The following is a 305-nucleotide window of genomic DNA, read 5'->3' as shown; positions in this document are numbered from 1 at the left end:
ACCCGTCTGGAAGGCTGGCGATGATGGGCTGCAACTCTTTCGCGATTGCAGAAGAAACATCAGGCGGCTGCAAGTCTTCTGCAATATCGCCGCGCACCGTAATGGTTGGCACGCGGTCACGTCGCCGGAGGACGGGATCTTCCATGCGCACACTGACCTCACCTATCTGAGAAAGCGGGATACGCTGACCTGCCGACCCCACCAGCGTGAAGCCCTCGATCTTTGCAGGATCGAGCCGGATACCGCCTGCTGCCCGGCCCATCACCGCTGTCCCTGAAAATATTCGTTCGGTGCAGGTGATGGGC

Annotated in this window: 1 protein-coding gene; it reads right to left on the bottom strand. The window is 60.0% G+C overall.

Annotation, left to right across the window (positions count from 1 at the left end; translation table 11 throughout):
- Positions 1-262, bottom strand: a 262-nt coding sequence (locus AC0L20_RS40590) for a hypothetical protein (RefSeq protein ID WP_473295760.1), incomplete at its 3' end; no start/stop codon positions are given.
- Positions 263-305: the final 43 nt, after the last annotated feature.

It is taken from the genome of Bradyrhizobium sp. Kon58, assembly GCF_055807455.1.
This window is presented reverse-complemented; position numbering and strand designations above follow the sequence as displayed.